General features: G+C 39.0%; 21 protein-coding genes. 15 read left to right on the top strand and 6 right to left on the bottom strand.

The genetic code is table 11. From position 1 onward, the window contains the following. Positions 1 to 118 precede the first annotated feature (118 nt). Positions 119 to 742, top strand: coding sequence for a LysE family translocator (locus tag WA352_RS12275; RefSeq protein WP_023270720.1), 624 nt, complete (start codon positions 119 to 121; stop codon positions 740 to 742). A 62-nt stretch (positions 743 to 804) separates the two neighbouring features. On the opposite strand, the gene WA352_RS12270 is transcribed toward WA352_RS12275, so the two are convergent. The 3 genes from WA352_RS12270 to metG all read right to left on the bottom strand — a co-directional run bounded on the left by WA352_RS12270 (position 805) and on the right by metG (position 4,756). Continuing rightward, complete coding sequence (locus WA352_RS12270; protein ID WP_033133497.1) at positions 805 to 1,782, bottom strand: MBL fold metallo-hydrolase; 978 nt, start codon at positions 1,780 to 1,782, stop codon at positions 805 to 807. A 129-nt stretch (positions 1,783 to 1,911) separates the two neighbouring features. After that, positions 1,912 to 2,556 (bottom strand): sel1 repeat family protein, encoded by a 645-nt coding sequence (locus tag WA352_RS12265; RefSeq protein WP_227505284.1) that lies wholly within the window; start codon positions 2,554 to 2,556, stop codon positions 1,912 to 1,914. Positions 2,557 to 2,698: 142 nt separating this feature from the next. After that, positions 2,699 to 4,756 (bottom strand): methionine--tRNA ligase, encoded by a 2,058-nt coding sequence (metG, locus tag WA352_RS12260; RefSeq protein WP_033133499.1) that lies wholly within the window; start codon positions 4,754 to 4,756, stop codon positions 2,699 to 2,701. A gap of 204 nt (positions 4,757 to 4,960) precedes the next feature. Here metG and WA352_RS12255 point away from each other — a divergent pair, with 204 nt between their 5' ends. Beyond that, positions 4,961 to 5,428 (top strand): hypothetical protein, encoded by a 468-nt coding sequence (locus tag WA352_RS12255; protein ID WP_005205604.1) that lies wholly within the window; start codon positions 4,961 to 4,963, stop codon positions 5,426 to 5,428. A gap of 26 nt (positions 5,429 to 5,454) precedes the next feature. On the opposite strand, the gene WA352_RS12250 is transcribed toward WA352_RS12255, so the two are convergent. Next, a complete protein-coding gene (locus tag WA352_RS12250; protein WP_005191215.1) occupies positions 5,455 to 5,952 on the bottom strand; it encodes a hypothetical protein in 498 nt (165 codons plus the stop codon). 109 nt (positions 5,953 to 6,061) lie between these two features. Here WA352_RS12250 and WA352_RS12245 point away from each other — a divergent pair, with 109 nt between their 5' ends. Together WA352_RS12245 and WA352_RS12240 are read left to right on the top strand one after the other, a co-directional pair. After that, entirely contained in the window at positions 6,062 to 6,598 is a 537-nt protein-coding gene (locus tag WA352_RS12245) for a GNAT family N-acetyltransferase (RefSeq protein ID WP_033133500.1), read from the top strand. Positions 6,599 to 6,785: 187 nt separating this feature from the next. Further along, positions 6,786 to 7,235 (top strand): hypothetical protein, encoded by a 450-nt coding sequence (locus WA352_RS12240; protein ID WP_033133501.1) that lies wholly within the window; start codon positions 6,786 to 6,788, stop codon positions 7,233 to 7,235. A 95-nt stretch (positions 7,236 to 7,330) separates the two neighbouring features. Here WA352_RS12240 and WA352_RS12235 read toward each other — a convergent pair whose 3' ends face one another. Continuing rightward, complete coding sequence (locus WA352_RS12235) at positions 7,331 to 8,011, bottom strand: hypothetical protein (RefSeq protein ID WP_033133502.1); 681 nt, start codon at positions 8,009 to 8,011, stop codon at positions 7,331 to 7,333. Positions 8,012 to 8,274: 263 nt separating this feature from the next. On the opposite strand from WA352_RS12235, the gene apbC reads away from it, so the two are divergent. Both apbC and WA352_RS12225 read left to right on the top strand, forming a co-directional pair. Continuing rightward, positions 8,275 to 9,504, top strand: a complete 1,230-nt coding sequence (apbC, locus tag WA352_RS12230; protein WP_033133503.1) for an iron-sulfur cluster carrier protein ApbC — start codon at positions 8,275 to 8,277, stop codon at positions 9,502 to 9,504. Between the two features lie 146 nt (positions 9,505 to 9,650). Then, positions 9,651 to 10,529 (top strand): 5'-methylthioadenosine/S-adenosylhomocysteine nucleosidase, encoded by an 879-nt coding sequence (locus WA352_RS12225; RefSeq protein WP_081406946.1) that lies wholly within the window; start codon positions 9,651 to 9,653, stop codon positions 10,527 to 10,529. Positions 10,530 to 10,553: 24 nt separating this feature from the next. Here WA352_RS12225 and WA352_RS12220 read toward each other — a convergent pair whose 3' ends face one another. Next, positions 10,554 to 11,111, bottom strand: coding sequence for a DUF2062 domain-containing protein (locus tag WA352_RS12220; RefSeq protein WP_032858878.1), 558 nt, complete (start codon positions 11,109 to 11,111; stop codon positions 10,554 to 10,556). A 316-nt stretch (positions 11,112 to 11,427) separates the two neighbouring features. On the opposite strand from WA352_RS12220, the gene WA352_RS12215 reads away from it, so the two are divergent. From WA352_RS12215 to WA352_RS12175, 9 genes are all read left to right on the top strand, one after another. Then, positions 11,428 to 12,021, top strand: a complete 594-nt coding sequence (locus WA352_RS12215) for a LysE family translocator (RefSeq protein WP_004804846.1) — start codon at positions 11,428 to 11,430, stop codon at positions 12,019 to 12,021. Positions 12,022 to 12,127: 106 nt separating this feature from the next. Then, positions 12,128 to 12,697: a dCTP deaminase gene (gene dcd, locus WA352_RS12210; protein WP_003653416.1), complete on the top strand. Its 570-nt coding sequence runs from the start codon at positions 12,128 to 12,130 to the stop codon at positions 12,695 to 12,697. Between the two features lie 359 nt (positions 12,698 to 13,056). Continuing rightward, positions 13,057 to 16,035 carry a two-partner secretion domain-containing protein gene (locus WA352_RS12205; RefSeq protein ID WP_241345196.1) on the top strand — a complete coding sequence of 993 codons (2,979 nt, stop codon included), beginning with the start codon at positions 13,057 to 13,059 and terminating at the stop codon, positions 16,033 to 16,035. 86 nt (positions 16,036 to 16,121) lie between these two features. Further along, positions 16,122 to 17,825 (top strand): ShlB/FhaC/HecB family hemolysin secretion/activation protein, encoded by a 1,704-nt coding sequence (locus WA352_RS12200; RefSeq protein WP_033134395.1) that lies wholly within the window; start codon positions 16,122 to 16,124, stop codon positions 17,823 to 17,825. 420 nt (positions 17,826 to 18,245) lie between these two features. Continuing rightward, positions 18,246 to 20,294, top strand: coding sequence for a hypothetical protein (locus WA352_RS12195; protein ID WP_033134396.1), 2,049 nt, complete (start codon positions 18,246 to 18,248; stop codon positions 20,292 to 20,294). 16 nt (positions 20,295 to 20,310) lie between these two features. Continuing rightward, on the top strand, positions 20,311 to 21,015 hold the full coding sequence (locus WA352_RS12190; protein WP_033134397.1) for a DUF6160 family protein: 705 nt from the start codon (positions 20,311 to 20,313) through the stop codon (positions 21,013 to 21,015). A 29-nt stretch (positions 21,016 to 21,044) separates the two neighbouring features. Continuing rightward, on the top strand, positions 21,045 to 23,696 hold the full coding sequence (locus WA352_RS12185) for a DUF6160 family protein (protein WP_033134420.1): 2,652 nt from the start codon (positions 21,045 to 21,047) through the stop codon (positions 23,694 to 23,696). Between the two features lie 19 nt (positions 23,697 to 23,715). After that, positions 23,716 to 25,158 carry a hypothetical protein gene (locus WA352_RS12180; RefSeq protein WP_033134398.1) on the top strand — a complete coding sequence of 481 codons (1,443 nt, stop codon included), beginning with the start codon at positions 23,716 to 23,718 and terminating at the stop codon, positions 25,156 to 25,158. Between the two features lie 64 nt (positions 25,159 to 25,222). After that, the coding region (locus WA352_RS12175; RefSeq protein WP_336142730.1) for a tryptophan 7-halogenase at positions 25,223 to 25,509 on the top strand (287 nt) is incomplete at its 3' end.

Below are 25,509 nucleotides of genomic sequence, written 5' to 3'. Positions count from 1 at the left end.
ACTTCTGTTGCTTAAAGCGCACAAAAATTGCTGAGATTAGTCAAAATTTTTATATCTTCTGGCGATACTTTTTCAGTAAAATTAATATTTGAAAATTATTCTAATCTAGAGGTTTCACTTGGAATCGTTATTGATTTTAGGCTCAATTGCTTTGGCTTTAATGTTGGGTGCAATCAGCCCCGGTCCTACCTTTATTTATGTGGCTAAAAACTCAATTGCGATTTCTCGTAAGCATGGACTGTTTACCGCCTTGGGAACAGGCACGGGTGCAGCCTTATTTGGTTTGCTTGCGGTCATGGGCTTGCAAGCGATTCTATTAGCCGTACCTTCTGCTTATATCGCACTAAAAATATTTGGTGGTCTGTACTTACTTTGGCTGGCGTATAAAATTATCAAACATGCCAAAGAACCAATGGAAGCAGTCAATGGCACTGTGAATCGCATGAGCTATGCACAAGCCTTTCGCTTAGGGCTGATTACTCAACTCAGTAATCCGAAGATTGCGATTATCCTTGCCAGTATTTTTACCGCCTTATTACCGAAAGACATTCCAAGTTATTACTATGTGGTGTTGCCAATGCTGTGCTTCTTTATTGATGCAGGTTGGTATTCGCTGGTTGCAGTAGCATTGTCAGCCGAAGGCCCACGTAAAGTTTATTTAAAATCAAAATCGATATTTGATCGGATTGCGGGTGGTGTGATGACCTTGCTCGGATTAAAGCTGATCTTTGGCATGAAATGATGCAGCAGAAAAAAGCGACCGAGAAGGTCGCTTTTTTATTGCCTAGAATCAACGCATCTCGCTTAATCTTTAAAATGCACAGGAATCCATTGATAGCTCTTTCCATCAGCAGAATAAATATGTCCAATCCCTGGGAATGGTAAATGGGGAGCAGCAATGGTTTGTCCATTTTTGGCGAAATCAGCAAACTGCTTTAAGCGTGTAGCGACGGCTTTTTTCGGGTCAATATCGTATTCAATCGCAGTTTTGGGTTGATCGAATTGCACAGTATGTGAATGCACGATATCTCCAATAAACACCACGCTTTCACCTTTGGTTTTTAATTCATAGCTAAAGTGACCAGGCGTATGTCCCGCCGTGTTAATGACTTTAAAGCCCTGAATTTCATCACCGAGTTTATAGGTCTTAAAGCGCTGTTTGGCTTGGTATGGGGCAATCGCTTGTTTAATGTGCTTTACGGTTCCTTCATAACCCGCTTGTTTATCTTTAGGAAGCTTGGCAGCCTGTTTTGGATCAAGCCAATAATTGGCTTCGTCACTGGAAACGTACACGGTTGCGTTGGGGAAATTGGCTACGCCATCTTTGCTGATGCCGCAAACATGATCAGGATGTAAATGCGTGAGTAAAATGGTATCGACCTGTTCCGGTTTGTAGCCTGAAGCCTCGAGGTTTTTTAGAATTGAGCCTAAATGGGCACCAAAACAACTGGCTGCACCGCTATCGACGAGTACCAATGATTTTCCAGTATTGACGAGGAAAGCATTGATGGAGGTCTGTACGCCTTTATCTTGATCAGCATAGTACTTCTTTAAGATTTGCTGGACTTGTTGCGGTGAAATATCTTTAAACAAGCTTGGTGACATAAAGTTAGTTCCATCGAGCAGGGCGGTAATTTGTACATCACCGACTTGGTGTTGGTAGTAGCCCGCAACCTGTTTTTGTTGTTCAATGATTGGCAGGATCTTGCTTGTTTCTGCATGGCTAAGTAAAGGGAAGCTGCTCAAGAATGAGACGGAAAGGAGGAGGGCTGTTTTTTTCATAGAATCATTAAATTTATTAGAGAAAAACTTTTTTACCATGAATTCAAATAAAATTGGGTATTTGAGCGCAGAAAAAAATCCACTTTTGTAAGCGGATTTTATGAGAGGTTCTCGTCTTAGCGTATGGCTTTAATGCTGGGTTAGCTTGGAAAAGTCTACCATTTCAAATTCTTCAAGATCACAATTTGCCAATGCACATTTCTGCTCGGTATAGGCCGCTTCACCTAAATTTTGTTTGGCCTTATTTGCCCAAAACGCAGCTTTTTTGGCATCTTGCTGTTCAACCGGCAGTCGAAAACCATATTCATCTGCAAGTGTCATTTGTGCAGCAACAGAACCTTGCTGCCCTGCTTTTTCGAGTAAGGGGATGTATTGCTCAGTAGTTGAATAGTATTGCGCCAGCAAATAACTTGCATAAGCATCCTTTTGATTGGAAAGCTTTTGAATTGGCTTAAGGTCGATTTGTTCTTTTAACGCTGAATCTTGTGAGAATAGAGCAAATTCTAAAAGTGCAACAGATGCAGTTGGGTCTCCTTGTTTGATATAGCGATTCATTTGCTTTAAAAATAAGTTTTGCTGTTGATCGATATATTCTTTTGCCTTCACCTCCTTATTCTCTGAAAGTAGCTGTTTTAATGTAGGATCAACTTTTATATTTTGATTCTCATCATCCGATTGGAATAAAGTATTGAATATTAGTTGAACTTGATCTTTGGCTTGTTGTACTTGAGGGCTAAATTGATAATCCGGTGCTTGAGCAACCGCACTATGCAAACAAAAAATGCTTAAAAAAAGAAAAGCTATTATTTTTTGGAACATGTTTTACCTGATGTATTTATCGTTCATTTAATATTTTGGTTGAATTATAGAAATAAAAAAAGGGCTTCCGAAGAAACCCTTACATCAGTTTTATATATTAAGACACTTTATCGCCTGGTTTTGCGCCAGATTCAGGTGAAATCACCCAAACACCTTCGCCATTACCTGCGGCAAGTACCATACCGTTAGAAATACCAAAGCGCATTTTACGTGGCGCAAGGTTTGCCACCATCACCACCAATTTGTCTTTTAGATCTTCTGGCTGATAAAACTCACGAATACCACTAAACACATTACGTGCTTCAGCTTCACCGACATCTAAAGTCAATTGCAGCAATTTATCAGAACCTTCAACGGTTGCTGCCTCAAGTACTTGAGCAACACGAAGGTCAACCTTCATAAAGTCTTCAATACCGATAATTTCAGCTTCACCTACTTTTGGCTCAGGCTTCTTCTCGGCTTTCTTTTCTTTTTTCTTCTCTGCTTTTGGTGCTTCTGCCGCAGCAGCTAAAGAATCTTTAGAGGCATCCACCATTGCCGCAACCGCTTTGGCATCAACACGTTGCATTAAAGGTTGGAATTGAGCAATTTCATGTGCAAGCAAAATTTGCTGACGTGATGCAAAGTCAAAACTTTCAAGTTGTAAGAAGGCTTGAACCTGTGCAGCAAGTGTTGGTAAGACTGGAGCTAAGTAAATCGCAAGTTGACGGAACAGGTTAATACCCACCGAACACACATCATGAACTTGTTGTTCCTGACCTTCTTGCTTGGCAAGTGCCCACGGTTTTTTCTCATCGATATACTGATTCGCACGGTCAGCCAACGCCATAATTTCACGGATTGCTGCCGAGAATTCACGTGCTTCATAAGCTTGTGCGATTGAATCACCTGCATCAATAAAGCTTTGAACCAGTTCAGACTCTGCACATGTATTTGACAAAGTATTATTGAAGTTGGTGTTAATAAATTTTGCACAACGGCTGGCAATATTCACCACTTTACCAACAAGGTCAGAATTCACTTTTTGAACGAAGTCATCTAGGTTCAAATCTGAATCTTCAACTTTGTCAGACAGTTTAGACGCAAAGTAGTAACGTAGATATTCAGGATTCAAATGCTCTAAATAGGTTTCAGCTTTAATGAAGGTTCCACGAGATTTCGACATCTTCTGACCATTCACCGTCAAGAAGCCATTCACGAATAAACCTGATGGGGTACGGTAGTTAGCACCTTCAAGCATTGCAGGCCAGAACAGTGCATGGAAGTAAACGATGTCTTTACCAATGAAGTGATAGACTTCTTTATCGCTGTCTTTTTTCCAGAAATCATCGAAACTTAAATCGGGACGTTTAGTTTTGATGTAGTTTTCAAAGCTCGACATATAACCAATCGGTGCATCCACCCAAACATAGAAATATTTATTTGGCGCATCTGGAATTTCAAAACCGAAATAAGGCGCATCACGCGAAATATCCCAATCCGATAAACCTGCTTCAAACCATTCGTCTAGTTTGTTAGCAATCGAAACAGGCAAACGGCCTTGGTCACGGGTCCATTTCTGTAAGTATTCTGAGAAATTCGGAAGTTTAAAGAAATAGTGATCCGATGATTTCTCAACAGGAGTCGCACCACTTAAAGTTGAACGCGGGTTTTCTAATTCAGTGGCGTTGTAGGTTGTACCGCACACTTCACAAGCGTCGCCGTATTGATCTTCCGCTTTACATTTCGGGCACGTGCCTTTAATGAAACGGTCAGACAGGAACATGCCTTTTTCAGGGTCGAATAACTGGCTAACAGGGCGAATGGCAATATTGCCGGCTTCACGGTTTTTAATATAGATTTCTTCTGAACGTGCTTTGTTCTCGTCACTATTGGTTGAATCATAGTGATCGAAATGTACGCCAAAACCATCAAAGTCACGGATATGTTCTTTCTGAACATTGGCAATTTGTTGTTCTGGGCTAATCCCGTTGGCTTCAGCACGTAGCATGATTGCTGTACCGTGAGCATCATCCGCACATACATAAGTCACATCATGGCCCATTGCACGCATCGCACGAACCCAAATATCTGCTTGGATATAACCGAGTAAGTGACCCATATGGATAGGACCATTGGCATAAGGTAGGGCATTGGTGACTAAAATTTTACGCACGGATATTGTTCTCTCATTCGTATTTGCAAGGCAGATGATTTTACATGACTTGGCCCCGACTTGCACAAGGGATTCGGTGAAATCTTTTCAAGCTGTGTTATGGGTCTATTTTCATGACTTCATGCAAGCTTCACTTGCACTTCAATCAAAACACATTTCCTTTACTGATAATGGCTGCATGCTCAATAAATAAAGGAACCAACCATGAGATCTTGGCATTTGCTTTGTGCATCTTTTTGCGCAAGTGTGGCATCGGTTTTTAGTTTTGTGATTCCCTATTGTTTGTTCTTAAACTTTCAACAAAACCATTTATTGCATGTGGTCAGCAATGCGATGCAAGTGATGCTATATCTCACTCCATTTCTGATCGTGCTTGCTTTTATCTTCTACGTTATTGTTTTATCAATATTGAAATTACCCAGCAAAATTTTTGATTTGGCGCAGTTTTTAAAAGTCAGTTTGGTCTTTTTTACGGGGTGGATGTGCTTAGTGCTGCTGATTTTACTAGAAGATCAAGTGAATGGCTTTGATTTTGAAACATTAGCCATGAGTCTTTTCATTTTTGTTGCGGTTTTGCCTGTGCTTGCATTGGGTTGTATCAGCGCCAATAGTTATTATGTGTTGATATGCAAAAAGAAGTATGGCGATTTAAATCAATTTGAGAGGATCTAGAGCAGGAGAGTATGCATCCCGAAGGATTACATACTTTGCATTTGTTTTACTGTGACACTGTGCTTTGAATTTTTTCTTAAAGAGATAATCTTTCCTTTAGATAGGAAATGAATGTGATAGCTCTTTAAGCCGTCCGTTTTCGGATCAAGGGTAATTTCAGCAAACATTGGCGTCTGCCAAAGTTCATCACTGCCCAAAGTTCCTAACCATGCTTGTGCTTTTAGTGCCACCGTAAATTCATCTTTGAACTCAAGCTCAGTAATACTCAGTTCACTGCACCAATGTTCGGTTTTAGGAAATTCAGCTTTAGAAAATTTCCAGCAGATCGTAAGCGCTAGACTGCTTTCAACAGGTGCTTTATCATCACTTTGCTGATGAATCACTGGAATTAACTGTTCAGCAAGATCTTTTTCAAACGAAAGAATCATGTTTTGGATTCTTCTTTTACTTGAAAGTATGTACTTCAAACGTTTTTCTTGGGCTTGAAGTTCCTGCTGAATTTCTAAGAGTTCATTTTCATTCATATTAGGTAATTCTGACAACGAGGTCTATGATTGAGATATTGCGGAAGTATATCCGAACTATCTCCTTATATTGTTAATAGTTTTTAATACAAATTTATTGGTTGCAAAAATGATCGAAACTGCACGATTACGCTTAAGACAATGGCAAGCAGAGGACTATGCATCCTTTGCCGCAATGGGCACCAATCCACAGGTGATGGAATATTTCCCTAAACTCCTGACTCGAGCAGAAAGCGATGCACTGATTGATCGAATGAAATCAATTATCGATGCAAAAGGCTGGGGCTTTTGGGCGGTTGAGCTAAAGCACAATCAGCAATTTATTGGTTTTACCGGTTTACATGATCAACCGACACAATTTTCATTTTCGCCGTGTGTGGAAATTGGATGGCGACTCGATCAAGCCTATTGGGGACAAGGTTATGCACCAGAAGCTGCCCAAGCGGCACTTGCATTTGCTTTTGATCAATTGAAACTGGAGAAAGTCGTTGCATTTACCACGTTAGAAAATGCCAAGTCACAAGCTGTGATGCGAAAATTAAATATGAAAAAAGTATCGGAGTTTCAGCATCCCGCTTTAGCCTCAGAGCATCCCTTAAGCTGGCATGTGCTGTATGAGATTCTACGATCTGATTTTGTTGAATAAATGGGATGTTATTCATTTATATGATTTTTATATCTAAAAATTAAAAGCTTTATCAATCCGCAATCAATTGAATCTTCCTGTATCCCATTTGTTTCAATTTGCAGCAATGGGCAAAAAAAAACTTCAAACACGGTATAACTAAGATTGATCCAAACAATATGTTTTTTACCTATAGTGAGGAAATATCATGACAAACGAAAAACTTGATGAATTAAAAGACCAAGCAGCAGAATTGGGTAATGACTTAAAATACAAAGCAAAAGAAGCTCAGCTACAAGGTGAAAAAGCAGTGGATGACTTAAAACACTCCGCCGAGGAGCTTAAGTTAAAAGGCGAAAAAGCCCTTGATGATTTAAAGAAAGATGTCTCTGAGCAAAATGCAGAAGGTAGAGAGGCAGTTTCATCTAAAGTGGATGATATTAAAGCCAAACTTGAAGATACCCAACATGCGGTTCAAGATAAGTTTGATCACTTTAAAGAAGAAGCTGGTCATAAACTGGATGATGCCAAAGCCAAAGCCTCTGAGCTAAAAGATGAAGCTGCTGCAAAGTTTGATGATCTAAAAGCTCAAGCAAGTCATAAGCTGGATGATTTAAAGAAAGCCGCAACGGATACGATCAATAAATTCAAAGGTTAAGCTTGCTAACCTTGTGATCGACTGTAGATCTTCCTCAAACATAGGCAAACTATGTTTGAGGATTTTTATTTGAATATTTTTTAAATGGGTTTCGATCATGTCGTACAAATAAATCGTACCGGCTGATTAATGGGCATATCAATGTATTGTTGGCGTTCTAGATCGAAAATCTTATAAAAGGGCTGAGTACGTTTTTGATCAGGGAAAAGTTGATTCATTAATGCTGTTTCTAAGGGTGGCTGAGTTTCTTGGTGATGTATTTTGCCTTCTTTATCGATGTAGAGTTTGACATTCAATCTGAAAGATTCACCTTCTAATGGAACACTTTTTTGTAAAAGCAAACAGGCCATTTCAGTTAAGGACGACGGTGAAGCAACCCGTCGAATACGTTGTATAACAGCTTGATCTTGCATGGAAATAAAATAATAGATTTGCTCATAGTTTGAGAATAGGCGTTTACTATTGTGATCACGTTGTTCTGCCGAAGTCTCTTGAGTGGGTAAATCCTCTGGTTTTATCTGTTGTGCAAGCGCTAAAGCATGCCGATTAAGTCGCTCTGAGTTGCTTGCTTTGAATAATTGAATCTTTAACCCATTTTTTTCTGGGCTGATTCTAATTGATACCTTAATTTCAGACGATGGGGATAGCTCTTTTTGCTTATTTACCACGATTTCTGTTTGTGGTGGCAATTGATAAACAGCACGATTCATCGATTCTTGGGCGAATAGCGGGAAGCAAGCAAAAAAACTACATATCGCCAAATAATATCGTGTCATTGAATACTCCCAAGTTAAGCATAAACATCATGTGACTCTGCATATGATGAAAGCGTCATCCCATATTCTCATCGTCGATCTGATCAGCTTAGTAATATATCCTGTTCCTGTGAAAAGTATCAGTTGCTGAAGATTGAAATTTAAAGCAGAAAAGTTGCTATAAAAAATGAGCAATTATCTGCTTTGATATGAGCGTCAATTCTTCAATACTGCTAAACTAGCCAAACTCAGTGAAATGTTGATCTGTTTTTGGAGTAAACAAAATGTCGTGGCTTTCTTCCTTAAAATCTGTTTTTTCACCAGCGCAAGAAGTGAAGGAAGACGAGATTCAAACAGTTCTACAAAATTATGTCCTGCCACATTCAGACAATGCGCTCAAAGAGCGTATCAGCCAAGTGAATGTACAAGGCCGTATTTTACAACTCACGATTAATACTTACCCGCAAGAAAAAGATCATTTACAGCAGATCCATGATGAACTGGCTGAAGCTTTGGAAAAGTGTGGGATCCAAGAATTAAACTTACATATTATTCAACAAAAACATGCGGCGCATGGTGAAGCAGGTCATAGTTGCTCATCGAAGCCAAAAGCAGAAAACAGCAATTTACCTCCTGTGATGGATGCATCACCTAAAGTAGAAGCCGATCCGAATAATCCCCCGATTCAAAAAGCTGCACCACAACAACGTGATGTGGCTGCTCATCCACGTATCCAAAATGTGATTCTGGTTTCTTCGGGTAAGGGTGGTGTAGGTAAATCAACGACTACGGTCAACCTTGCACTTGCATTGCAACAACTTGGTCTAAAAGTTGGTGTGTTGGATGCCGATATTTACGGACCAAGTATCCCAACCATGTTGGGCAATGCGGGCAGAACCCCACAGATTGAAAATGAACACTTTGTACCTTTAGATGCTTACGGCATGGCGGTACTGTCGATTGGGCATTTAATTGGTGCACACAATACACCTGTGGCATGGCGTGGTCCGAAAGCAACTGGTGCGTTGATGCAGTTATTCAATCAGACTTTATGGCCTGATCTAGATGTACTGGTGATTGATATGCCACCCGGTACAGGCGATATCCAACTGACTCTGGCACAACGTATTCCTGTGACGGGTGCAGTGATTGTCACCACGCCGCAAAATGTTGCGTTGATGGATGCAACCAAGGGTATTGAATTATTTAATAAAGTGAATATTCCAGTACTCGGTGTGATTGAGAATATGTCGACGCATATCTGTTCAAATTGTGGTCATGAAGAGCAAATTTTTGGTACAGGCGGTGGTGATCAGTTATCTGAGCAATATCATATTCCTTTGCTTGGTCATTTACCTTTAGATGCCAAAATTCGTGAACATGCAGATCAAGGCACACCAAGTGTGATCGCAAAGGATGCAGCCGCAGACAGTTATCTCAATATTGCCCAAGCCGTGTTGCAACAAATGGAGAAGTTACCCAAACGTCAGAAAGACGATAAGCGTATCTTCTAAAATGCTCAAAAACCCAGCATATCCTGCTGGGTTTTTACTATTTGATTAAAATAAGTTTTTATTTTTACGCTTTAAAAATAAATTAAAAAAATAAAAAATGGTATGTTGCTTGCTTATCACTTGTTTTGATTTTTGAGTATAGATCGATGATGCAATTTAAAAGCCTGATGGGTATTGTCAGTGTTTGTGCAGCTTTAGTTTTAAGTGGCTGTAATGGAGATAATTCTTCAAATAGTAATAACCAAGTACAGGAAAAACCAAAATTACAGCCGATTGTGATCCAAGGTGCATTACCTGTTGAATCAGAGCGAATGGCATCAAAACTAGAAAATGTCAGTGTAGAAACCATTGGTGGCTGGAAATTCTGGAAAGGCACCTATAAAGGTTATCCAATGGTGATCTCTAAAACCCGGATGGGGATGAGCAACTCGGCCGCAGCGACAGCCATTGCAATTCAGCATTATCAACCGATTGCGATTATCAATCAGGGCACCTCAGGTGGACATGATCCAGACCTCAAGGTGTTTGATATTGTATTAGGCAAATACACCACCAATATTGGTGCATTTAAAACGCCAAATAAACCGATTGGCGGTGGTTCTAATTCACTGGAGTGGAATGAAGCATTTGATGTATTACCAGAAGATGAGTCTGATCCAGAACCGATTGCGATTCGTAAATTCGAAGGGGATAAGGAGTTACTGATCGCCGCTTATAAAGCTAAAGTGCATTACAGCAAAGGACAAGTGGTCGAAGGCACCATCGGTTCAGCAGATACCTGGAATAATGAACTTGATCGTATCAACTTTTTTCATACCAAATACGGAACCTCTGTAGAAGAAATGGAAGCCGCATCGGTGGCTCAAATTGCGCAACAGTTCAAAGTACCATTCCTTGGGGTACGTATCTTATCGAATAATATTACCAATAATGGCGCCTATGACCCTGCAACAGGCGAAGCGTGTCAGGACTATGCACTTGAGGTCGCGGAGCAATATATGAAGGCGAAAGCAGACGCTAAATAATGAATATGATCGAGAAGAAATCATTTAAATGGTTTCTTCTCTCTGTTGTTTTTCTCGTTTGCGCCAGCTGCGAATCACGATCCAGCGCCACATCAGGTGAGTCGCTAGATAAAATAAAATGGCAAATAAAACAGCTTCAATGATTAGACCTGAAACTAAAATTTTGGCCAAACTAAAATCAATATGACCATGTCCAAAGTTCTTAATCCAGTTTAGAATTTGATGCAGAACACCAAGTAGCATCTCTTTGTTTATCATATTGACGTGATAAATTTTTGTCCCAAACCAAAAGCCTAAATACAGAATTGGCACCACGGTAAAAGGATTGGTGAGCCAAGCCATACAGAGGCCAATTGGTAAATTTACTTCAAAAAATAATACCGTCAGAATAATAAACAGACTATGAAAGGGGACGGGTAAAATCCCCCAGAAGGTGCCAATAAACATGGCTTTTGCAATCGAGCGACGATTCACATACCAAAGCAATGGATTTAAGGCGCGATCGCCAAAAATTTTCATCAGCTTTAAGCTCGCGACTTTCTCTGATGAAGGCAGCCACTTGTGAAAGAATTGCTTAGGCATAAATGCGGAAATAGACCCAATAGGACAGATAAACAGGAAATTGTATAGAAAATAACACGATTTACTTAGTGAAAACTTAAAATTACATCAGACATTATTGCACTAAAAATCAGCCCAAAATGGATAGGTTACATTTATTGTATTTTAAATAGACGCTTTTTATGCAGTGACTGTTGAGTAGAGTAGGCTTGAAATTTATAAAATAAATATAAAACAGTTGTTTAACTTGTATTTGGTCATAACTGTTTACAGTTAATTTTTTGCTATGGCTTATGAATTGGATTAATCTGAAACGATCTCCTAGTGAGGTCATTCAATGATTTCATGGTTCTTTATTGGTTTAGTCATTACCATTCTGTTGACGCCTGGTCCTACCAATACCTTATTGGCATCTTCGGGTATTCAAGTTGGATTACGCAAATCTTTACTCTTGATTCCAGCAGAAGCAATTGGTTATATCATCGCAATTAGTGCATGGGGCATGCTGATTGGTAAAGTCTCTACAACTTTACCTGCATTGCCTATCTTTTTGAAATTATTAAGTGCGGGTTATATCGTCTTTCTTGCGATTAAATTATGGCGCACTGCGAACCAAGAAGTGGCTTTAAATCAACCCACGATTCGACCTAGAGAATTGCTATGTGCGACCTTGTTGAATCCTAAAGCACTGTTATTTGCTTCAGCGATTTTTCCTGTTGCAGCATGGAAAAGCCAAGAGATTTATATGGCACATATGAGTACTTTTGTCGGTTTGATTTTGCCAATTGCATTATTCTGGATTTCAGTTGGTGCCATGTTAGCAACGAATAAAGTTGCATGGTTGTCTCAATCAAAATTACAGCGTACTGCATCTGTCGTACTTATGGCTTTTGCCATCCCAATTAGCTACTCAGCATTAATCAATTTATAACTTTGACAGCGTTATCCACATAACAGGATAGTGCTGTTGTTTTCATTGATACCATTTTACGTTAAAGTACTCGCCAATTATTAACTTCGTCTATGGATAAAAAGTCATGGCAATAAAATCTGATCGTTGGATTCGTGAAATGAGCGAAAAACACGGCATGATTGAACCTTATGCAGAGAATCAAGTTCGTTTTGATGAAAACGGAGAAAAGTTGATTTCTTATGGGGTATCGAGCTATGGCTACGATGTCCGTTGTGCGCGCGAATTTAAGGTGTTTACCAACGTTCATTCAGCGATTGTTGACCCAAAGAACTTCGATGATAAAAGCTTTATCGATATCGAATCTGATGTGTGCATTATTCCACCAAACTCATTTGCTTTAGCGCGTACCATCGAATACTTCCGTATTCCACGAAATGTTCTTACGGTTTGTTTGGGTAAATCGACTTATGCGCGTTGCGGAATCATTGTAAACGTAACGCCGTTAGAACCTGAGTGGGAAGGTCATGTTACCCTAGAGTTCTCAAATACAACCAATTTGCCAGCGCGTATTTATGCAGGTGAAGGTGTTGCACAAATGTTGTTCTTTGAAAGCGATGAAGTGTGTGAAACATCATATAAAGATCGTGGTGGTAAATACCAAGGTCAAACAGGTGTGACTTTACCGAAGACCTAATTATTAATCGTTAAAATTTTTAACCATTGATCATCGGGTCAATGGTTAATACCCTCTCAGTAAAAGTTAAATATAATGCTTATCACATCATCATAAATCGTATCGTTTTTAACGAATAATAATCCTTAAATTTTTAGTATTTCCTTATTTTTAATCAATTAGATTTATCCATCTAAATAAAATGTTCTACGTCTCGTTCTCTTTAAATTCAGGATAAGCACTCACCTGTGATTTATGCGATTGCTTGATGATGTTTTAACCATTGGTCAGGAAAATATACAAATTAATCAAATAATAAAAAAGATATGCTAAAAATAAATCGCAATTTTTTAAAATATTAAGAACAGGTGGGGATAATTGTGAATAAGATCTATCAAGTGGTATGGAATGCGACACATCTTTGCTGGCAAGCCGTGAGTGAGAAGGCCAAAGGTGGCGTTGTTGCAACGCAATCAACAACAAAAATCAAATCTAAAAGCTCAGTTGCTCATACAGCAAAACTAGCAGCATTCTTTGCGATGAATGTACTGAGTGCAAGTATTGTATTTGCAGGACCAACAGGTGGCGTGGTTAGCTCTGGAACAGCGAGCATTTCAACCGCAGGTACCACCACCACGATTAACCAGTCCACCGCAAAAGCTGCAATTGACTGGAGTAGCTTTTCCACCAATAGCAATGAAATTGTGAATTTCGTGCAACCGAATAGCAGCTCGATTACCTTAAACCGCGTCACAGGTACAAGTGCATCCAACTTAAATGGTCAGTTAAATGCCAATGGACAAGTGTTTATTATTAACCCGAATGGGGTGTTATTTGGCAGTACCTCACAGGTGAATACCGCGGGTTTAGTGGCATCGACTTTAAACCTGAGTAATGCTGATTTTAATAACAATCTATTTAATTTTAACAACCCTACCAATAACAAAACCGTTGAGAACCGCGGCAAAATTACTGTACCTACAGGCGGTACGGTTGCCTTAATTGCGCCAACAGTAAAACAGACAGGTACGATCAAAGCACCGCAAGGCAATGTATTATTGGCAGCAGGCGGTGATATTACCCTGAATCTAAATAATGGTAGTTTGTTGGGGTATACCATTAATCAAGGTAAAGCACAGGCCTTGATTAACTCAGGTGGAATGATTCAGGCCGATGGCGGTAAAGTGATCCTTACTGCAAAAGGGATTGATGAATTAAGTAATGCGGTGGTGAATAGTGTTGGGGTGATCCAAGCACAAACGGTGAATAATGTCCGTGGCGTGATTGAGCTTGGCAGTGATTTAAGCAGTGGTACCGTGAATGTCAGCGGTACCTTAGATGCATCAGCTCCGAACGGAGGCAATGGTGGGCAGATTAAAACTTCTGCGGCAGAGGTTCATGTCAGTTCAGGCACCAACATTACCACTCAGCGAAATAGTACGAGCAGCTTACCGCCGACCACCAGTGGCTGGGAACTGAAAGCCAAAAATGTCGATGTCGATTTCTTTGGTGGCAGTGTCAGCAGTACCACTTTGGGTGATGCTTTAAACAAAGGCAATGTCACTTTGAATGCGATGGGTACAGCAGAAGGCCAAGGCAATATTAATATCAATGACGAAAGCAGTTGGAATGCCAATACTGCGCTGACACTAACCGCAACTAAAGATATTAACTTTAATAGTGATTTGGATTTAAGTGGAGATAAAGCCAAACTCGCCATGAATTATGGAGCTGGTTCGGATTACAACTTAAATAATGGTGCCAAGATTAATATCAGCGGTTCATCACCGACGTTGTTGATTAATGGAAGTTCCTACATTGTGATTAATGATCTAGGTGAAGAAGGTGATGCCAATATCAATACGCTACAAGGGATGAACAATAACCTGACCGGGAATTATGCCTTGGGTAGCAATATTGATGCATCAGATACGGTGAATTGGAATAACGGGAAAGGCTTTGATGCGATTGGACAATTACCAGTAAAAGTCGATGGAGGTATTCAACAAATACCTGAAGGAGGCATTCCTCCAGAAGCTCCAATTTTCCAAGGAAACTTTCATGGACTAGGGCACAAAATTGACGCTTTAACCATTAATCAACCTCGACCCAATTGGGGGCCAATCAATGATCAGGTTGCGATTCCTCAAGGATTGTTTAGCATTACTTATGGCAGTGAGTTAAGAGATGTTGGCCTTACCAATGTGTCAATCAAAGGACATGCTTATATGGGGGCTCTCACAGGACTACATTTAAGTGGCAACATTAAAAATGCCCATAGTACCGGTAAAGTTGATGGTTTATTTTATGTTGGGGGGCTAATTGGAGCTGCAGGTGGGCAAAATATTAATACTAATTTAGGTAAAATTAGCCAAAGTTATTCTGAGGCGGATGTGAAAGGCATTCTTGGTGCTGGCGGATTAGCAGGAGGAAGTGTATTCCCTATTTATGATAGTTATGCTGCAGGCAATATTTCTTTACCTGATTTTACAATGACTGTAGAGCAAGAACAAAGTCTTGATCCTAATGGTACAGGAGGTATGGGAGCAGGAGGCTTAGTGGGTAGTGGGCAAGGTATTTATAATAGTCACGCTACGGGGAATATTTTATCTGGTGCATATGTAAATGGAAATTGGCATCCAGAACTTGGATTTGCGGGTGCAGGTGGATTAATTGGATTCTTAGGTGCTCAGGAAAACAGCTCACATCATATTGACCAAAGCTATGCTACAGGTAAAGTTAGCGGCCTGTTTGGTTTAGGGGGATTGGTTGGTGCAACTGTTTATAGAGGTTCTGATCAAACACCACGTTTATATATCAATAATAGCTATGCGACAGGTGATGTGATTGCAAGTGATGCTGTTGAAAGCCAACATATAGGTGGTCTTGTTGGGGGAAATGCGCCAGATAATATTATCAATGCCAGTTATGCGACTGGGCGAGTGAAAGGTAATACCAACGTAGGTGGTCTAATAGGTCACAATAACGATGGTATTGTGACAAATTCTTATTCAACCAGCACTGTGGAAGGAAAGACTTCTGTCGGAGGGCTCATTGGATATAATATTGGAACGGTTGAAAATAGTTATTCAAATGGCGCTGTAACTGGGGTAAATCATGTCGGGGGGCTCATTGGAGATGACCCTTATGCTAATGGTATAGTCATTAATAGCTACTGGAATAATGAAACCTCAGGTCAATATACCAGCGCGGGTGGTACAGGAAAAACCACCGCTGAGCTGCAAAAAATTCTGACCTTTTCAGGTTGGGATATTGCCGATGCTTCTGACCCAAATTCAAGCTCGACATGGGTGATTGATGAAGATAATGCGACCCCATGGCTCCGTTATAATCATTAAGATTAAAAGAGATTATTAAGATATAAGATCAGAGACTTAAGCCTCTGGTCTTAAATAATAAGATATTGATTAAATTTAGAGAAATAATGAAATTTTATTTATATAAACAAGTAGGGATGTACAAGAGAATACTTCTACAGGTAATGAGAGGAGCTAGTATTCTAGTCGTTGCTTCTACTATTGTTCATGCAGACGTTGTGATTCCTGATAGTGGCACTATTACCAAGCAATTAGGTCCTGAACAATTCAAAGAAACACCAAAAACAGACCAACAGTACTTTGGCGCTGATTCATCGCAGCAAAATTACAGTCAGGATCAAACCCCTATTGGGGTCACAAAAGTCCAGATAGAAGGGAATCAACAAATTGCTACAGCAGTTTTACATGATTTAGTCAAATCACTGGAAAATAAAAATAATCTACTTGCTGATTTACAGCTTGGCGCAGAAAAAATCACCCAATACTATAAAAAGCAGGGTTACTTTCTGGCGAAAGCCTATCTACCGAAACAAAAACTAGAAAATGGAATATTGGTGATCAGAGTACTCGAAGGACAACTTGGTCAAGTTCTTTTAAATAACCAGTCTAAAATTAAAGATATAACCATTAAGCGCTTTACCGATCAAATTCCTCATCATCAGGCGTTACAACAACAGCAAAGTAATCAGACCTTGCTACTTATCTCAGATCTAGCCGGTGTTGGGCAAATTCAGGCAAACCTACAGGCTGGCGAACAGATTGGGCAAACAGACCTTGTTTTGGATATTCTTGGACAGCCAACTTGGCTCGGACGAATTGGGATTGATAACTCTGGAAGTAGCTATACAGGAAAATATCGACTTTTAAGCTATATCGAAAGTAATAGTTTATTGGGATATGGAGAGAAGCTATCTGCTCAATTACTCGGAAGTAATCAAGATTTGGTTTCAGGAAGTGTAAATGTCCGATTTCCTGTAACAGGAACGGGTCTATGGCTGGGCGGTGGTTATAGTAGAACTGAATATGAATTGGGTGAACAATTTAAGCAATTGGATGCGACAGGGACCTCTGAAAACTATAATGTAAATCTCACTTATCCATTGATCCGAAGTCAAAAGACGAATCTTAATTTGAAGCTGCTGGCTGAAAAAAGAAAGTTATTTGATGAAATTGCGGCCACAAATACAGAGACATCCAAACAGATAGAGGCGAGTCGGATCTCACTCAATTTTAGCCGAATGGATGATTGGGGAATTGGAGATGTCAAAGGTGGTATTAATCAATTTGAGTTGATCACGACGATTGGCAATCTGAACATACAAAGCCCATCGGCTTTGAATATCGATCGCTTATCTGCAAAGACCCAAGGCAGTTTCAATAAATATGAACTTAAGCTTTCCAGACAGCAAAGATTAACAGCATCTTCATGGTTGACCAGTGAGTTATATGGACAACTTGCATCTAAGAACCTCGATTCCGCCGAGAAATTTTCCTTGAACCAAATGCGTGCTTATCCAGCAGCAGAAGGACTTGGAGATCAAGGTTGGGGGGCATCGATTAATTTTTATTATCAACTAGCACCATGGCTAAATACTTATTTATTCCAAGATGTTGGACGAATACAGCAAAATAAAAATCCATATCTCAACGATAAAAATACCCGCAATTTGGCAAGTACAGGGATTGGTTTTGGCGGTGGCTATCAAGACTTTGACTATAATGCGACACTTGCATGGCGAAATACTTCAGCTGCGAAAAGCGACAAGGATCAGCAACCTCGATTGCAGTTTGGCATTGGGTGGAGATTTTAGTTGCGAATTTAGCACCTGATTTTATCTGAGAAGTGTTGAGCAGGGTTTTGCGTACAGTAGTGTCAATCGTAGCCTAACTAGAGTTCAATCTGGTAATTACATTTTGCAACAATGATCTGGATTTGACAGATCCTGAAATTTTACTTTATGGGAAATTAATAAGCAGATAAAAATCATTAGTATAGAAAATTTAAAGAGCGTTCATCTTTTCTTTCACTCATCGGAAAATACGCCGTTTACCTAAATTATTTTGCTTTTGTGTAAATTATCAGCATAATGAAGAATGAGATTATGTAGGCAGATTGTCTGCATTTGAGTGAAGCGTAAATACGGTTTTCCTATAGTTTGTAGGGCATCACTCAAAAAAGGATGTTAGAAAAAGAATGATGATGCGGAGCATCAGGTAATAGGAAGGTCAAGATGACTAGATTAACTTCTACGGTTTTGTTCAAAAGAACTGTTTTAGCAAGTTTCATTAGCTTATGCGTAAGTCAATCTATTTTCGCACTACAAGAAATTTCCGATGATGTTTTAAGTGAAACCACTGGTGAAGGGATTGCTTTTTTGCCTCGGGATTTTTCTTTTCGTTTTAATGGAGCAGAGAATCCATTAGCGAATGGAAGTACTCCTTTAAATTTTACTGATACTGGGTATATTCGATATATTCCGGTAGGGCCTTTGACTCAAAAGTCACTTGATACAAATAAAGATGGTATTGTTAGTTCGCTAGATAGAGCTGTAGGCAAGGCAGACTTGTTTTTATACGGTTTGGCTTTATCTAAAGCTAATGGAAATGCTAATAACCGTTTTAATAACACTTCTGGGATTGCAAGTTGGGGAACGGCAACTAACCCTTGGATATTAAAAGTCGCTACGGAAAGCGGAGTGCCAACTTTTACACCAGATGATGTATCTGGAACAACACCTGTTAGAAATACGGATACAGGGGCAGTAACGTATTTGGCTCTGGAAGCACCTCTTTTCAATAAAGTGTTACCAACTAATGCTATAGATGGAGCAGATGCATATAACTTAAAATTAGGGTTATGGGCTGATGCTTTTGTTCGTAATCCAAATGTTGCAGAAAATATGGCAGCAACAGGTAATCAATTTAACCTTGGTGAGTTGAATGGTACAACGGATAATACAAATACACGAGCAAATCGACTTCGATTGAATGCTGTATGGGATGGTTTTGGAATTAATGGTAGCCGCATCCAAATATTTCAAACATTAGGTGGTTCAAATAGCACAGGTGGAATGAGTAAGTTCTACAATGAAACTTTAGGTTTAAATGGATTACTACGATTAAATAGTGGACCAAGTGATACATTACGTGCAACAGCAACAGCAAATGCTGTATGGGTGGAAGCAAGTCCTGTTGCTACAAATACTTATACAGTTCCAACTGCATTAGCAACAATTGGTGCTGCCCCTGCTTTTGCATCTTCAGGTGGGTGTGGTGTTAGTGGTACAAGTCCTGATGCAAGAAATTTATCAACTTTTTCACGTGGCGATTGTATTCAAAATGAACAAGTATTAACCCGAACAAGTCGCACGACTACAACGTGGGGAGCTCCGACGACGGGTAAAATATTACGTATAGGCACGCAAGAAACAACAGATAGTAATATCTTAACAACACCAGCTATTAATGGTGGAACAGCGCCTATATTTAGAGATCCATCTGTGAATGATGGAGCTATTTATATCTATAATCTTAATACCAACCTTGTATTGGGATCTTTGTATCAACCTCTAGTTTTAGGAGTGGCTGATGATGGTCGCAATGTATCATTAGAAATTGCACGTATTCCAAATAAAGAGAGTATTTATAAAAAAATCTACACAAATTACTCACGACCTGTAACGGCTTCTGATCCTTCTGCTTGGCAATTTAATGGTGGTTATTATGGTTCTACATGTAATGTTCATTATTGTGGAGAGCATCCTTCAGGAACAGTAACTGCACTTTCAAATAATTATCAAGGATCAACTGCAACGCATAGTAGTATTACAATTGGTTCAACAGTTTACAACTCAGCAAAAAATGAGCTAACGGCTTATAGTGGTGCAGAAGCAGTTGGTATTTCTTTTGGTGCTTTGCAGTCAGGAACTGTAGTTAATGATCAACAGTATAAACAAGTCCAACAACAAAATCGTAATTGGACAACAGGATATGAACGATATTGTAGTGGTGGAACAAACTGGCTAGGTTCTTGTCAAGGCTATAGTTGGAGATATTTTAATCAAAACTGGCAGGCTTTTGATGCTTGGAAAAATGTAGATAGAACGACATATTCTAATAATATTAATATTACGAGCCCTAGAGATCCAATACTTAATCCTAATGGTGGAATTCCAACAATAGCTCCTGTAAAAGCAACAGCCCCGTCAAATAATTTTGGCTCAGCTGCAATAGATGGGTTGTTAATTCAGCATCTCAAAATGACAACAACAGGCTTATAGTAAAGAGGCAGAAGTAATGAAAAAAACATTTTTATTAGGTGTGTCTTTGTTATCAAGTCTAATGACTCATGCCGGTTTACAAGTGTTAGATAGTCAAGCTATGGCTGAGGTTCGAGGACAAGCCGGAGCAGATCTGTCATTAAATTTGCAACTCAATCAGACAGGTATGAATGGTGATTTTGATACAGCATTATGTACGGATTTACGTTTTTGTCGTTTAGGTTTATCGTTAAATAAACGTTATTTGAAGGAAACCACAACAGGTTCGGGTGTTTGGAGAGCTGATGATATTAGTGGAAACAAACTATGGTTAGTTTTTAAAGGAATCCAAGGAACTGTAAACATTCAGAAATTAGGTTTGGATGGAGTTGATCTAGTTTATAATAATGATGCGGGACAAGTACAAATAAAGCCAGCAATTCAACTTAGTTATAGTAGCAATTACCCAATACTTATCCGTAATTTTGGTTACCAGTCACTTGCGATTGAAAAAGATAGTGTAGCAGATGAAGGTGCAAATAATATTCCAGGTTATCTAGTTTCCACAGCGGCTGGGGTAGGTAGTTATACATATACAGGTAACACATTCGATGGTAAACACCCAACAAATGCCGGTCTTGGTCGTGAAACAGGATTCACTGGATTAATGATGAATGGCAATCTTGCAATACAAGGGAATGTCGTTATGTTTGCATGTGATGGAAGCCACCCACGTTGTTAAGTTGGAATGAATTTCAAAGGACTGAAGTGATGAAAAAAAATAATCAAAATCACAATTTGACATTGTTTGTACTAAATACTCTTACTGCAAGCATATTTTTGATTAATTCTGCTCATGCTCTACAGAGTTTAGATGATAATGCTCTACGGAGTGTAAATGGTCAGGATGGTGTCCATATTGCAACCTCTTATGATGAAATTAATGTAGATAAATTTTACTGGGAGGATGATGCGGGAAGAGGGAGTACAGATAAGGCATATACAAAAACATTAAGAGCAACTGCCGAAGGTTTTAAAATTAAAGCGACTAATGCTAATGTTTCTAATTTGGCTATAGCAAATAGAACCCCTGGTACGGATTATAAAATTAATGTTGGTAGCGGTATTGGGGCTGATACAGGTAAAACTGGTTTAGATTTAATGTTATCAACTAACCCTTCATTGATTACTATAGATAATTTCAATATTTGTGATACAGAAAGTAGTCAGCGTTGTGGTGTACCTATTGGAAGTGTAGCAATGCAGACAAGTTCTGTGATTGATATTGCTTTTAAAACACGCGATGGGCTTTTTAGTAAAGACAAACAGGCGGTTCTTGATTTAGGCTTAAAAAATGCCAATATATATTTAGGGCAGAAAGATGTAAGTGGTGAGCTGAATCAATTAATTTTAAAAAACTTTAACTTTAATTTTTTAGGCAAAGGTGTGATGTTTATTGATGCATCGGGTGGTTTTAAATTACAAACGAATGCAGATGGTGTAAGTAAAGCAACAATAAATATGGCTCCAGATTCAACACATGGATATGTAGATTTTAGACGTACACCTGATTCCGCATCTGCAAACTTAAAAAATAATGGAAGTTATGGAGATGCAACCTCCACAACTCCTAATGGAACAACAACAACTAATGCAGGCCTAAATCTTGAATTTATGCTTAATAAAAATGTGGATAAAAATTCACCGTACACTCTAAATACGACAAATAGCCCAACAAATGCTACTGGTTTGATTCGAGTGGGTGCAAGTGGGAGAATGGTCAATGGATATTTGCAATTGCGTGGTTTAAATGCCGATGGTAAGAATAATCCTGATTACACTGGGTTGAATTATGGTAATGCAGATAATAGTAATATTGTCGGGAAAGTTAATAACTCAAGTACAAATTTAAGTTTAGCTGCCAACAACCCCATTACATCCGCCGCTGGAGAAAATATTATGGGGAAAACGGGTATAGCTTTCCGTATGGCGGCTGAGTTTACCCAAGATAATGATTTGATGTTGGGTTCTGATGGTAAGGCAACAACTTTAGAAATTGGTAATGCTGGTTTAAATACGTATGGTTTTGAGTTTGGTAATTTAACTGGCCTTGTAGCTACAAATAGAGGTTCATTTGATAGCGGTAATGTTTATATTAATCTTGCTGATACCAAAACGCTTTTACTCCCAGCAAATAAGTCGTTTCAAACTAGCCGTTTTGGTAACGGAAATTTTTTAACTAATAATAATGACTATATTCAATATATTTATACGAATACACCTGATGGTATTCAGATAAATCAAAACCCCTATAGCCTCTTAGTCGCAATTCGTGGTTCAGAGTTTCAGGCGATTTCAAGACGAGGTCGTTTCACAAATAGCGCCAGAACAAATGATGCTTTTGGCAATAGTGTTCCAAATATTGTTGAGCATGATGGGCAAAATGGCACAACATTAAATGAATGGGGTTTAGCATTACCTATTTACAATCTTAATGCAAATATTGCACTCTTCGGTACAAATGTTGATGCGTCTACGGCATACGCTTATACAACTGATTATAAAGGATATAATAAGTCACCTTCAAATAAGGTTGTTATTGGGGCTGTTGGACAAAAAACACCACGTTTAGGTTTTTCTTTGGCAATGAGTACTCAAGGGGTTAGTGATGATGGAGCGAAAACAACTTCAATTATGGTAATCGATGGGAAAAAGGTGAACGGTCAACCTACTGATTACTACATGGGGTTGCGTAATATTGATATGTTGATTAAGGGAACTGGAAGTATTGGTGTTGAAAAGGGCAGTTTGAATGTTAGCCTTAAAGATATGCTAATTGTAGCAGCAGCTCAAGTTGCGGCAGGTTACTTACCGGGAACGACATATAGCCGTTGTGTACAAAATGTTTCAAATTCTGGTTGTAGCGCTGTAGCTGCAAATAATAAAGTGCCGCTTAATAATTTTTCACTTTCAAACGATGTTCTATTAGGAGTAAAGCTTCGTATTGGCGGTAGTATGGATTTTTCATTGATTCCAAATGGCGAATATCGAGCAGATGGTACTGGAAGTAGTTTGAATATTGTCGGTGATTTATCTTTAGATAAGAATCAAAATAACACAATTCAAATTAGTGATCCTGTTGATGGTTCAACGATTGGGTTGGATAATTTAATGGGTAAAATGGCATTTAATAACTCAATTGTTATTGGTCGTCATAGTTCTGGAGAGGGTGTTGTTAGCTTTAATACGGCAATTAACTTTAACCCTGATAAAAATGCAGCAGATGTGTTTAGAGCCAGAGATATAAACTTTTATCCTCCTTCTTCAGGTTCAAGTAAACGTTTAGGTGAACTTGCGATTACAGGTGGAAGACTAAACAGTAGTCTAAGTATTGTGCCTCGAAATGGTAATTTTACTAACTAACTTAGGGATGAGGTGTGAAATGTTTCATTTAAAATTTTTAACAGGTGCCTTATTGATGTTGGGGAGCCTAAATGTTCATGCTATTGACTCTAAGTTACGACCTCTAAATGACGAAGAGCTGGCAGCGACACAAGGCCAAGCTCTGATGAGTTTATCCTATATTGCTCCAGCTGATGCAGCAAATGCTGAAAGATTAAGAAATGGAGGGGCATCTAATATTGGTTTTTATCGTTTAGGGATGGAAGCAACGCTGGAATTAAATGCAAATATCAAGCGCTTACAATTGGGGTGTGGCGGTACGAATGGAGCAGATGGATGTGATATTGATTTACAGGATGTTGGTTTAAGCGGCGTGAAATTAGATAGTAATGGAGCTTTACTGCCTATGACTCGAGAAGAACGAGCAAGTTCATCCGCGAAATTAACGAACCCATTCATTGAGTTTGCGATTAAAAATCCAGGGCAAGCGTCTACAAGGGAGGTGGTTGGTTTACGTTTGAGTGCAGAAGATGCATTGGGCTTATTAACGATTGGTGATAACGATCTAGTTGATAGCAGTGGTAATAAAATTCCTAATGGTATTAACTCATTAAGTGGCTATGTTAAAACAAAAGCAACTTCAGGTGAAGTAATGACTACACCAACAATATTTGGTAAAGCGGGTGATCAAGTATTAAGAGGAATGGTTTACGCTGATATTCTAGGAGCTCTTTGTACTGGAGGTTGTGGTGAAGAGCCTTATAATGGTTTTACAAGCTTACCAGGTCATGCGAATACAACAGGCCTAAGTATTCCATCATTAAAAGCGAAATTTAATGTGCCAGATGCAATAATTACAGGTCAACGTATGAAATCTGCGACAATTCGGAACGTAAACACAACCAGTATTGATGATATTGTTATAAATAAAGATTCTGGTAAAATTCAATTGAAGTTGGATCGACCGGTATCTGTATTAGGCATTATTAATGTCTCTGAAATTTATATCCAAATGGAAACAAAAATTAAAAATTTAAGTGCAAATATTAATTTTGAAGAAAACTTAGGATATCTACATAATCTCCCAATTAATGGAGGGGGATTTTATTTAGGTTTGCAGAGACAAGCACTTAAGTGGCCTGGTGCTGAGGAGCAGGATATTGCTCAACCAGGATGGTGGATGTCATTTCAAAATCCCCTCGATCTAGGGTATTTGCAAGCTCCGGCAGGAAAAACTGTTGATATCAGTTCAGTTTATCCTCAAATTGCGAACTCAATTAGTGCATGGTTAAGCCGGGAGGAAAATAAAACGAGTGTGAATAGCCGAGAAGGGATTGAAGCGCTAGTTAATGGAGGATTACAGAAAACGATTCCTGATATTAACTTGGCTGGTAGAACTGCTTATGCAAATTTACAAGATGTCCCATTAGGAACTGTCCAAAATGTAGTAGCGAATTGTTACGGTACATTAAAAATGTGTTGATTTTAATAGAATCAAAAAAGGCGGTTTAATCCGCCTTTTTTATTTCAGGGGGAATTAAATTAAAATGTTAAATTTACGTGGCATACAACGAGTTTGTATTGTTGGTGGGGGAACAACTGGTTGGTTTTCAGCTTTAAGATTACGCCAAATTTTTAATCAATCTGTAGAGGTTGTAGTAATTTCAGCACCAGAGATTCCTATTGTTGGAGTTGGGGAGGGGGGAGTTGTTAATCTTCTAGATATTTTAGCTAAACTTGAAATAAACATTAAAGATTTTATTGATAATACGGGTTCAACTTTAAAGCTTGGGTTTCGATATGAACAATGGAATACTGGAAAGAAAGAAGACTA

This window comes from Acinetobacter sp. 102 (assembly GCF_037028485.1).
GTDB lineage: Bacteria > Pseudomonadota > Gammaproteobacteria > Pseudomonadales > Moraxellaceae > Acinetobacter > Acinetobacter higginsii.
This window is presented reverse-complemented; position numbering and strand designations above follow the sequence as displayed.

What these genes read in the sequence shown, in the direction of transcription:
- WA352_RS12270 (WP_033133497.1), bottom strand. Translation starts at nt 1,782, where the DNA reads ATGAAAAAAACAGCCCTCCTCCTTTCCGTCTCATTCTTGAGCAGCTTC.
- WA352_RS12255 (WP_005205604.1), top strand. Translation starts at nt 4,961, where the DNA reads ATGAGATCTTGGCATTTGCTTTGTGCATCTTTTTGCGCAAGTGTGGCA.
- WA352_RS12250 (WP_005191215.1), bottom strand. Translation starts at nt 5,952, where the DNA reads ATGAATGAAAATGAACTCTTAGAAATTCAGCAGGAACTTCAAGCCCAA.
- WA352_RS12245 (WP_033133500.1), top strand. Translation starts at nt 6,062, where the DNA reads ATGATCGAAACTGCACGATTACGCTTAAGACAATGGCAAGCAGAGGAC.
- WA352_RS12240 (WP_033133501.1), top strand. Translation starts at nt 6,786, where the DNA reads ATGACAAACGAAAAACTTGATGAATTAAAAGACCAAGCAGCAGAATTG.
- WA352_RS12235 (WP_033133502.1), bottom strand. Translation starts at nt 8,011, where the DNA reads ATGACACGATATTATTTGGCGATATGTAGTTTTTTTGCTTGCTTCCCG.
- apbC (WP_033133503.1), top strand. Translation starts at nt 8,275, where the DNA reads ATGTCGTGGCTTTCTTCCTTAAAATCTGTTTTTTCACCAGCGCAAGAA.
- WA352_RS12225 (WP_081406946.1), top strand. Translation starts at nt 9,651, where the DNA reads ATGATGCAATTTAAAAGCCTGATGGGTATTGTCAGTGTTTGTGCAGCT.
- WA352_RS12220 (WP_032858878.1), bottom strand. Translation starts at nt 11,111, where the DNA reads ATGCCTAAGCAATTCTTTCACAAGTGGCTGCCTTCATCAGAGAAAGTC.
- WA352_RS12215 (WP_004804846.1), top strand. Translation starts at nt 11,428, where the DNA reads ATGATTTCATGGTTCTTTATTGGTTTAGTCATTACCATTCTGTTGACG.
- dcd (WP_003653416.1), top strand. Translation starts at nt 12,128, where the DNA reads ATGGCAATAAAATCTGATCGTTGGATTCGTGAAATGAGCGAAAAACAC.
- WA352_RS12200 (WP_033134395.1), top strand. Translation starts at nt 16,122, where the DNA reads ATGAAATTTTATTTATATAAACAAGTAGGGATGTACAAGAGAATACTT.
- WA352_RS12195 (WP_033134396.1), top strand. Translation starts at nt 18,246, where the DNA reads ATGACTAGATTAACTTCTACGGTTTTGTTCAAAAGAACTGTTTTAGCA.
- WA352_RS12190 (WP_033134397.1), top strand. Translation starts at nt 20,311, where the DNA reads ATGAAAAAAACATTTTTATTAGGTGTGTCTTTGTTATCAAGTCTAATG.
- WA352_RS12185 (WP_033134420.1), top strand. Translation starts at nt 21,045, where the DNA reads ATGAAAAAAAATAATCAAAATCACAATTTGACATTGTTTGTACTAAAT.
- WA352_RS12180 (WP_033134398.1), top strand. Translation starts at nt 23,716, where the DNA reads ATGTTTCATTTAAAATTTTTAACAGGTGCCTTATTGATGTTGGGGAGC.